Source organism: Mycobacterium sp., assembly GCF_049280035.1.
In the GTDB taxonomy this organism is placed as follows: domain Bacteria; phylum Actinomycetota; class Actinomycetes; order Mycobacteriales; family Mycobacteriaceae; genus Mycobacterium.
Genome location: NZ_JBAPPI010000853.1, coordinates 1 through 8992, shown reverse-complemented (window position 1 = coordinate 8992; position 8992 = coordinate 1). Strand labels below are relative to the sequence as shown.

The 8992-nt window shown below is 63.7% G+C and carries 6 protein-coding genes; 1 reads left to right on the top strand and 5 read right to left on the bottom strand.

The window, feature by feature from the left end; genetic code table 11:
* On the bottom strand, nucleotides 1-1182 hold a 1182-nt coding region (locus WAN71_RS27320), incomplete at its 3' end, for an ABC1 kinase family protein (RefSeq protein ID WP_422228317.1).
* A 47-nt stretch (nucleotides 1183-1229) separates the two neighbouring features.
* Complete coding sequence (locus tag WAN71_RS27315) at nucleotides 1230-2639, bottom strand: ABC1 kinase family protein (RefSeq protein WP_422228316.1); 1410 nt, start codon at nucleotides 2637-2639, stop codon at nucleotides 1230-1232.
* A gap of 79 nt (nucleotides 2640-2718) precedes the next feature.
* On the opposite strand from WAN71_RS27315, the gene WAN71_RS27310 reads away from it, so the two are divergent.
* Complete coding sequence (locus WAN71_RS27310; RefSeq protein WP_422228315.1) at nucleotides 2719-3315, top strand: TetR/AcrR family transcriptional regulator; 597 nt, start codon at nucleotides 2719-2721, stop codon at nucleotides 3313-3315.
* Nucleotides 3316-3439: 124 nt separating this feature from the next.
* Here WAN71_RS27310 and WAN71_RS27305 read toward each other — a convergent pair whose 3' ends face one another.
* The 3 genes from WAN71_RS27305 to glsA form a co-directional block, all read right to left on the bottom strand.
* On the bottom strand, nucleotides 3440-6616 hold the full coding sequence (locus tag WAN71_RS27305; protein WP_422228318.1) for an AAA family ATPase: 3177 nt from the start codon (nucleotides 6614-6616) through the stop codon (nucleotides 3440-3442).
* A gap of 764 nt (nucleotides 6617-7380) precedes the next feature.
* A complete protein-coding gene (locus WAN71_RS27300) occupies nucleotides 7381-7848 on the bottom strand; it encodes a glucose-6-phosphate dehydrogenase (RefSeq protein WP_422228314.1) in 468 nt (155 codons plus the stop codon).
* A gap of 309 nt (nucleotides 7849-8157) precedes the next feature.
* Nucleotides 8158-8992 (bottom strand): glutaminase A (gene glsA / locus WAN71_RS27295; RefSeq protein WP_422228313.1); only part of this gene is annotated, 835 nt, incomplete at its 5' end.

Genomic DNA, 8992 nt, shown 5'->3' with positions numbered 1-8992 from the left:
AGCGAAACCCGGAGGAACCGACATCCGGCGACCAGGATGGTCGGTTGAGCGCACATCAAGGAGATTATGGATGACACGTTGTGCTGATCCCGACGTGTAGGTCGCCGGCTGGGGTGCGAGCCACTCGTAGAGGAGTACGGCCCACCACTGGTAGGCCTCCTCGGCCGTGATGGTGGAATCACTGGCGAAGTAACCAGATTCGACCATAAGGTCACGCAGATATTGCTTCTGTCCGTCAAGCGCTGCTCGAAACATACCAACGTATCTGCGACGGTGGCATTCGGGCAGAACCAAAACGCAGCCGAAGTCTAGAAATCCGACCCGTCCGTCCAAGCCAAACCGGTAGTTCCCGGGATGAGGATCACAGTGGGCGAGATTCGCATGCCGGCCAGAACCATTAAAAAACCGATGGATGACCTCGGTCCAGGTGTCCTTGAGTTCCTGGTCCGCCTGTTGTGCCGCGGCCCAGTCCAGTCCGTCGAGATAGGTCATCGTTAGCACACGGTCACCGGATGCCTCACAGATGACCTCCGGTACCCGGATGAAGGGGTGATCTCGGTAGAGGTCGCGAAACGCGGTGATGTTGGCGGCCTCGCGACGGTAGTCGAGTTCCTCGGAAATGCGGTCAGCGATCTCCCGCGATGCGTGTCGTAGATCAGGCATCGTGGTGCCCGATGCCGAGGACGCGAACCGGAAAAACGTCGCTAGCAGTTCGGTGTTGGCCAGATCGTCACGGATCGCCTCGGCGGCACCCGGATACTGAACCTTGACAGCCACCTGGCGACCATCGTGCAGTACTGCGCGATGGACCTGGCCGATAGACGCGGCCGCCATCGGTTCGTCAGTGAACTCGGCGAATATACGCTCGGCTGACCGGCCCAGATCGGCACGCAGGACCTGTTTGGCGAGGTCCGAGTCCATCGGTGGTGCATCGGCCTGCAGCCGGGCGAGCGCCTTCTGATAGGGCGAGAGTTCGCCATTGCCAATCGAATTGGCATCGACCATCGAGAACATCTGGCCAGCCTTCATCAGCACACCCTTGGAGTGTCCGAGCAGCTGGGCGTACCGCTCGGCGGTGCGCTCATGAAAGCGACTGACTGCGGCAGAGTCTCCTGACTTCTCGCGGAGAGCGGCCACCATGCGGCCGCCAGCGGCCCGCGTGGTAAAGGTGGCCAGCGGCATGGTACGGCGAATCCTTCCCCGAGGTACCGGACCCTCGCTGAGGCCGCTCATCGAGGATCCAGTCCGAAAGGCAGGCCGCGTTGGCGCGCCCAGGCGACGTGCTGTTTGCCCAGCGGTGTGATCGGCTCGGCTGCTCCGTCAAGATCGTCGACCATCGCGCGGACGTGAACGGTCCCGCGCAATGCCGCGCATATTGTGTTGACGCTGAGGTTGATCCGGGTCGTGAACACTAAATCTTCGGGGATCGACATACGACGAACCACGTGATCTGGTGAGCGGAAATCGACCAGAGTGCGGATGGCTCGTTGCCCCGTCTCTGGCAGGTAGGTGACCGGCTGCGGTGCAAGCACTTCGTAGAAGATTTCGGAGTACCACTGGTATGCCTCCTCGGTGGTGATGGTGGAATCGGTTGTGAAGAACCCGATTGCAACCATCAGCTCCCGCATGTCCTGCTTGCGTCCCTCGAGTGCTGCACGAGCCAGTGCGATTACGTTGCGGCGCGGCTGCTCGGGCAGGACCTTCACGCAGCCGAAGTCGAGGAAACCGACCTGCCCGTCGGAACGGAAGCGGTAGTTGCCAGGGTGGGGATCGGCGTGAAAGAGGTTGCCGTGCCGGTAAGAACCCGCAACGAATCGCCAGATCACCTCGGCCCAGGTGTTCTTGAGGTCTTGGTCGGCTTGTTGGGCTGTGGCCCAGTCCATTCCGTCGAGATAGGACATGGTCAGTACCCGGTCGCCGGACGCCTCGTGAATTACCCTGGGGATGTGGATGAAAGGGTGGTCGCGGTAGAGCTGGCTGAATGCGGTGATGTTAGCGGCTTCGTGACGGTAGTCGATTTCCTCGGAGATGCGCGCGGCGATCTCCCGCGTCGCAGAACGCAGATCGGGGATTGTGGTGCCGGATGTCGAAGCCGCGAATCGATAGAAGGTTGTCAACAGTTCGGTGTTGGCCAGATCGTCGCGGATCGCTTCTGCCGCACCGGGATACTGAATTTTCACGGCGACCTCGCGGCCGTCGTGCAGCACCGCGTGGTGGACCTGCCCGATGGAGGCCGCGGCCATCGGCTCGTCGCTGAACTCGGCGAAGAGCTCCTCGACGGGCCGTCCCAAATCGGCCTGCAGGACTTCTTTGGCCAGCTGTGGGTCCATCGGTGGCGCATCGGCCTGCAGCCGGGTGAGCGCCTTCTGGTAGGGCGAGAGTTCGCCATTGCCGACGGCGCCGGGGTCAACCATCGAGAAAATTTGTCCCGCCTTCATGAGCACGCCCTTGGAGTGGCCGAGCAGGTCGGCATACCGATCCGCGGTGCGCTCATGAAAGCGGTCCACGGCGCCGGTGTTTCCAGCCTTCTCCCGTAGGCCGGCCACTATCCGTCCGCCCGCGGCGCGCGTGGTGAACCCCGCCAACGGCATCGTGCGCCGGACCCGCCCCTGCGGAAGCGGACTTTCGTTGCTTGGCATCACGATCTCCTAGCGGCGCGCCATACGGTGCGCTAAAGTGACCTCTGTCTGATATTAAGAGATCACTTGGGAGCGGTCAATGCCTGCGGCACCGACGCGAGATCGACTGGTCACGGAGGCGATGCGACTCTTCGGTGAACAGGGCTATCAGGCCACCAGCATCACCCAGATCGAAGCCGCCGCCGGCCTGGCGCCGGGGTCGGGCGCGCTTTATCACCACTTCAAATCCAAAGAGGCACTCCTTGGGGCAGGCATCGACCGGCAACTCGACCGTCGCCGCGCCATGCACGACATCCGTACGCTGTTCGCCGGCCTCGGCGACCTCCGCATTGAACTCACCATGCTCGGGCGCTACGTCCTCACGGTGCTCGACGAGGAAACTCAACTGCTGCAAATCGCGGCGCGCACACCACCCGACCAGTCGCCGCGGCTCAACAACGCCTACGCCGCCCTCATCGATGGCCTCTACGCAGAAGTCGCCGACTGGATCAAGGGCTGGGTGCCGAAAATCAGCAAGCAGGATGCGACAGCCATTGCCGCCGTCGGGGTAGACGCACTGCTGGGTAAGCGGGCCACCAATAGCGTATTTCGCGTGCCGGCAACGGATTTGCGGGACGAGGACTTTATCGCCGAATGGACAGCGATGCTCGCCGGCCGCGTCGAGGCGCTGCGCTGAGCGCCAGTCCCGCTGCTGCGTATTGAAAAGCTCGCCCACGTCAACGCTGCCAACCGAAACGAACTTTCGAGACTCTCATATCTCGTCTATTTCGAGACAGGGTTGCTTTCCGTTTCGACCGTCGTCATGGCATCGCCTCGGCCCACTTCATGTGCCCTTCGAAGCCCAGCGATGTCGCCAACTCGCGGTAGCGATCCCGATAGTCGCGATAGGCGGTGTCGCCGCCATGGACTCGTGCCAACAGTGCGCGCAGCCGCAGCAGCCAGATGTCGACCATCACGAGACCCTCATCGGCTGGCGCGGCGGCTAACCGCTCGACCGCGGCCTCGGCTTCGGCCACGTCTCCGTCGGCGCCGCGGTCGAGCAATGTCTCCACCAGAACACCGGTCGCAGGAATGCCCCACATCAGTAGCCGTCCCTCGTGGAAGAGCTGGTCGACGGTGGCGCGCATGAGCGGGATGGCGTCATCGCGATCTCCGCGCCGAGCCCCCTCATGCGCCAAGCACACCTCGACGAGCGGCAAATCGCACAGCAGGTATCCGCGGCGCAGGAACACGTCGCCGAGCTCGGCCAGAAGCGTCTGTCCGCGGTCACGCTCCGCAGCCGTGTGGCGGTGCACCAGCGCAACGCCCAGCGCCAGCCGAGCCCAGGCCAACGCGAGGTCATCACTGGATCGTTCCGCAATCCGTAGTGCATCCTCGATCTCGCACACCGCGGAATCGTCAGGACTCAGAACGCCAGAGGGTATCCCTAGGAAGTAGCCGTAGCCGACGACCGCGCCGTAGATCAGGGGGTCGGCGCTGCGGGCCATAGCCAGGCTGTGCCGCTGGTCGTCGCGCCATCCGGGACGACCCAGGTGATAACGGGCAAAGGCCCGCGTCGTAAACGCGACCGCTAACGGAGACCCCATGATGAAGTTGCCTTTGGACGGATCGCCGTCGGCCAGGTCGATGACTGCCTGTGACCACCGCAGCACGTCACACCACTCACCACCTTCACCCTTGGCCCAGATCGGCGCGAAGGACAGCCCCACCGTCAAGGTCGCATCGCCGACCGACTCGATGAGGGCCACGGCCTCGGATGCCAGCTGCGACGCCTCGCGCATCCGGCCCTGAAACGCGTGATCGATCACCAGCCCCGCCATCCCGATGGCCAGTGACGCCTTGTCCCCGGCGGCGGTGCACAACTGCCGCAATTCCTCAAAGCGGGCACCGGCCACATGTTCATGGACTCGCCAGGCGATCCCGCACAACATGGTGCGCGGGGCAATGCGCATGACTGCCCGGTTGGGGTCATCGGCGGGCAAGGCGTCGGCGATCCGTATGGCGCGCTCCCAACTCAGATACGCCGCGGCGATGTCACGGTTGGTCGCCCACGTCGCTGCCCGCATGTGCCAGTTGAACGCTGCGTGCAGATCACCGGCGGACTCCAGATGTTCGCCAATCAAGGCGGCATTTTCATCCGCCGAGGCCGGGTCACCCGATTCGATTGCGGTGGCCAGCCGCCGGTGCAGCTCGGCGCGATCGGATTTGAGCTGCGATTCATAGGCCACGGTGCGGATCAGCGGATGGTGAAACACATACTCGGGTTGTCCGGTGAACCTGATCTGATCGATCAGCTCGCCCCCCAGCAAGTCCTCCAGGGTGGGATCAATGCCCAGCGTTTCCAGCAGATCCCGGCTGAACCGCGAGCCAATCACCGCCGCCGCGCTCAGCGTGCGCTTGGCTTTCGGGTTGAGTCGGTCGATGCGAGCGGCGATGGTCGCCTGCAATGTGGCAGGCACGCTCACCTCGCTAACATCCGCCATCGACACGTAGCCACCGCGCTCCCCGTGCAGCACACCGCGCTCGGCCAGTTCGCGCACGATCTCCTCGGCGAAGAACGGGTTACCGGCGGCCCTCTCGGCGATCTTCTGGCCCAGCGCGCCAACAGTGGGGTCTGGGCCGAGCAGCTCAGAGACCAGCGCCGTGCTTTCTGAATCACTCAGCGGCGCAAGGGCAATGGTTTGAGCACCGTGCACCCGAGCCAACGCCCCCTCGTACTCGGGTCGGTAGGTGGCCAGCACCAACGAGGGCGTCTGCGGGATCACGGTGAGGAAATCGGCCAGCATCGACTCGCTGACCTCATCGATCCAATGGACATCCTCCACGACATAGACCGCTGGGCTTTCGCGGGCCAAGGAATCGGCATTCACTAGTGCAGTCAACCGTCGCCGACGGGCATCGGGATCGATTGCCGGTGACGGAGCATTCGGGTCGGCGATGCCCAGTAGGTCATGGAGGAGCAGCAAGTCCTCGGGGTCTGCGTCGGGAACCCGGTCGCGCACTCGATCGCGAGCCTCCTGCCCTTCAAGACCATCGACGCCAGTGGCTGCACGCAGCAGCCGCGCGACGGCATGGAACGGGACCTGGCTGGTGTGTGACTCGCAGTAGGCGGTGAACACTTCCACGCCCCGCCGACCCGCCATCGCCGCCACCTCGCGCACCAGACGACTCTTCCCGATGCCGGGTGGCCCTACCACGCCAACCACCGCGCCATGGCCGTCGATGGCACGCTCCAGCAAGCCTTCAACGGCGGACATCTCCCAGCGCCGACCGACCAGATTCGACTCGGCACGCCCGGCAGCGCGATGCCTATCTCCCATGCCCAAGAGCCGACGGGCCGCCACCGGCGTGTCAGCACCCTTGATCTGGACCAACTCAGCGTCGCCGAGAGTCGCAGCGCCCTCGACCAGCCGCGCCGTGGACGCGCTGAGCATCACCCCACCCGGCGGTGCCACCGATTCCATCCGCTGGGCGATCCCCACCTGCTCACCGACGGCGGTGTAACCCAGTGCACCCGCGCCTATTTCACCGGCGATCACCTCACCGGAGTTAAGACCCACTCGCAACTGCAGATCCACACCGTCGCGCTCTTGGACGTCGACGGCAAGCCGTTTCGCCTCCTCCTGGATGCCCAGCGCCGCAAGACAGGCACGAACGGCGTGGTCCTCCAACGCCACCGGCGCACCGAATACCGCCATGATCCCGTCGCCGGTGAACTTGTCGACAGTGCCTCCGTAGCGCTCTACAACTGCGGCACAGCGGTCGGCGAGGTCGGCCATGATCTCCCGAAGTCGCTCGGCACCGACGGCAGAGGCGATGTCCATCGAATGCACAACATCGGCGAACAGAACCGTGACCTGCTTGTACTCCGCCGATCGGGCGGCCTGCGTGACGGGTGTACCGCACTCATTACAGAACTTGGAGTTTGGTGGCAGTTCGGTGCCGCACGACCCACACGACAGCGCCACTGCCGTCAGTCCAGCGCCACCATCCCCGTTGGGGTCCACGTCAGTATCGTGTCACCGCTGGTCAACGGTGTCCGCCATATCGCGGTGGTATCTCTGACACGAAGTTTTGAGACTCTCGTATGTCGTCTATTTTCGAGACATCTGCACGCTCGCAGAGTGCTTGCTTCGGCGAGCAGACCGCTACCAGCTCCGGGAGTTCGGCATATACGAGTCGGACGGCGCTCCTGACGAAAAGGAGGGCCGTCCGAAGCACCAACCACTCGGTTACCAAGCGTGCATGATGGCGCAGTGAAATGTGGCCTCGGCGTCAGGACACAGTTTCCCGGCCCGGACGCAAGCCCACCGCGCTGTGCCCAGTTGGTGGGCTTTGCTTCGCGTGGGTGCCTAATGCTCGTGCTAGGCGCCACAGCCGAGAGGAGGAATCTTCTCTTCCGGTCCGACCTTGGTCTGCCGTGGATCCGTTCTTTAAGTCTACGCCTACTCAGGTATCGCAACAGCGAAATGAGTTGGGCCGAGCGTTCAACGGGCATCTCGCCGCCGACCATCACGCCTAATCGCGCGGTTCCGTCTCGTACGCGACCGTGTACTTCCTCACGCCTGGAGCGTTTTCCACTGCGTGGCCACCCCGCGGATCCCAGTCCACCACGCGGAGGAGCTGCCTATCGGCGGGAATTTGCGTTCTTACTTCCTCCTCAAGAGCCGCACGCAGTCGTTCCCGCTCGAATGGCGTGATGTCCTGCGTTACTAACGCCTCCGTAAGTTCCATGCAATAGCTACACGGGCAGGTCCACCCGCAGCGCCAGGTGCTCATCGAGAATCCGGCGCAGCGCGGCGTCCATCGGATGCGCGGATGCGAGGTCGCGGCCGAACCGGCCGTCCACCACGACTACCGTGCCCTCACGCAGTTCGGCGGTGTCGACCTGATCGACGAACGGATCGAACAACGCGGGCGGCGTGGCCAGGTAATACAGCGCCCGGCGCGACTCGTTCAACCCGGCGGCATAGATCAGTCCGTGTTGGGTGATCACGAAAAGTTCCGAGGTGATCCTGGCGTTCGGGGTCTCGGCTTTGGCCCACGCCATCGCGGCGCACCGGGTCTGTGCCAATCTATCGGGGACGTCGTCACTCAGCGCGAATAACCTTTCGACGAGTGTTCCACCCATTCGCGGATATGCGTCGATGGCGGGTCTGAAGTACCGCTGGAAGAGCTCGCCGAAAAGGTCGTACAGTTGCTCGCTCATCGCAGCTCCCAGGTTTCAGACGGACACCTCAATTGTGCGCCCCTACCGTCAGCTGAGCAACGCTGATCAACCACATCCAAAGCAGACGCGGGGCGGCCGGTTTCGACCGTCAGTGGCATTTGCTCACTTGGGAATTCGGTCCCTGGCGGGGTCGTGGACTACTGGCGACCCGCAGTTGGCCGACGATCGTCCGACCGGTATTCCTTAGTTGATGCGCCGTTGGTTCTGAGACGAACTTCCGCGAGCCACAGATGTCGTCTGTTTTGGGACATCGCGGGCATGCCTCCGACCGAAGGGTCAGTCCCGGTGCTACGTATTGAACAGCCCCAGCCCGAGGGTGTGCGCGATCTGGGTGATCGCGGCCTGGGCGCGCACGCTGTTGCCGGCCTTGTCCAGCGGCGGTGAAAAGGCGGCGATCGCCAGCTTGCCTGGCGACACCGCGACCAGGCCGCCTCCGACGCCACTCTTGGCGGGCAGCCCGACGGTGTAGGCCCAGTCGCCGGAGGCGGTGTAGAGGCCCTCCATCGCCATCAAGGCCAGCACATGCCGCACATTGGCCTGTGCGATGACGCGCTTGCCGGTGACGGGATTGATGCCGCCGTTGGCCAGGGTCGCGCCCATGATCGCCAGGTCGACAGCGGTGACCAGCGTCGAGCACTGCAGCGTGTAGACGTCGCAGGCCTCCATCGGGTCGCTGTACATGTATCCGCCGCACAGCAGCAGCCACGCGATCGCGCGGTTGTGAAAGTTGGTTGCGCGTTCGGACGCGGCGATCTGTTCGCTGACCGTGATCGGACGCCCGGCGAAATCGCTTTGAATTTGGAGGATCTGGCGCGTGCGGTCGTCAGCGTCGGTGGCCGACACCAGGCTGGTTGCCGTCATCGCCCCCGCGTTGACCATCGGCGAATTCGGCTTGTCGTTGTGCAGTTCCAACGCCAGCACCGAATTGAACTCCGCGCCGGTCGGATCGGCGCCCACCTTGCGGTGGAACACCCGCGGACCTACTTGTTCGATAGCGAGCGCGGCCGTGAAGACTTTCGAGATCGACTCCAACGCAAACTCACACTCGGCGTCGCCGGCCGAAAACGTCTGACCGTCAACGGTCACCACGCATACCCCAAACAGCTGTGGGTCCACCTCCGCC

Excerpts from the sequence above, each read along its gene's own strand:
- WAN71_RS27315 (WP_422228316.1), bottom strand. The coding sequence starts at position 2,639 with ATGCCAAGCAACGAAAGTCCGCTTCCGCAGGGGCGGGTCCGGCGCACG.
- WAN71_RS27310 (WP_422228315.1), top strand. The coding sequence starts at position 2,719 with ATGCCTGCGGCACCGACGCGAGATCGACTGGTCACGGAGGCGATGCGA.
- WAN71_RS27300 (WP_422228314.1), bottom strand. The coding sequence starts at position 7,848 with ATGAGCGAGCAACTGTACGACCTTTTCGGCGAGCTCTTCCAGCGGTAC.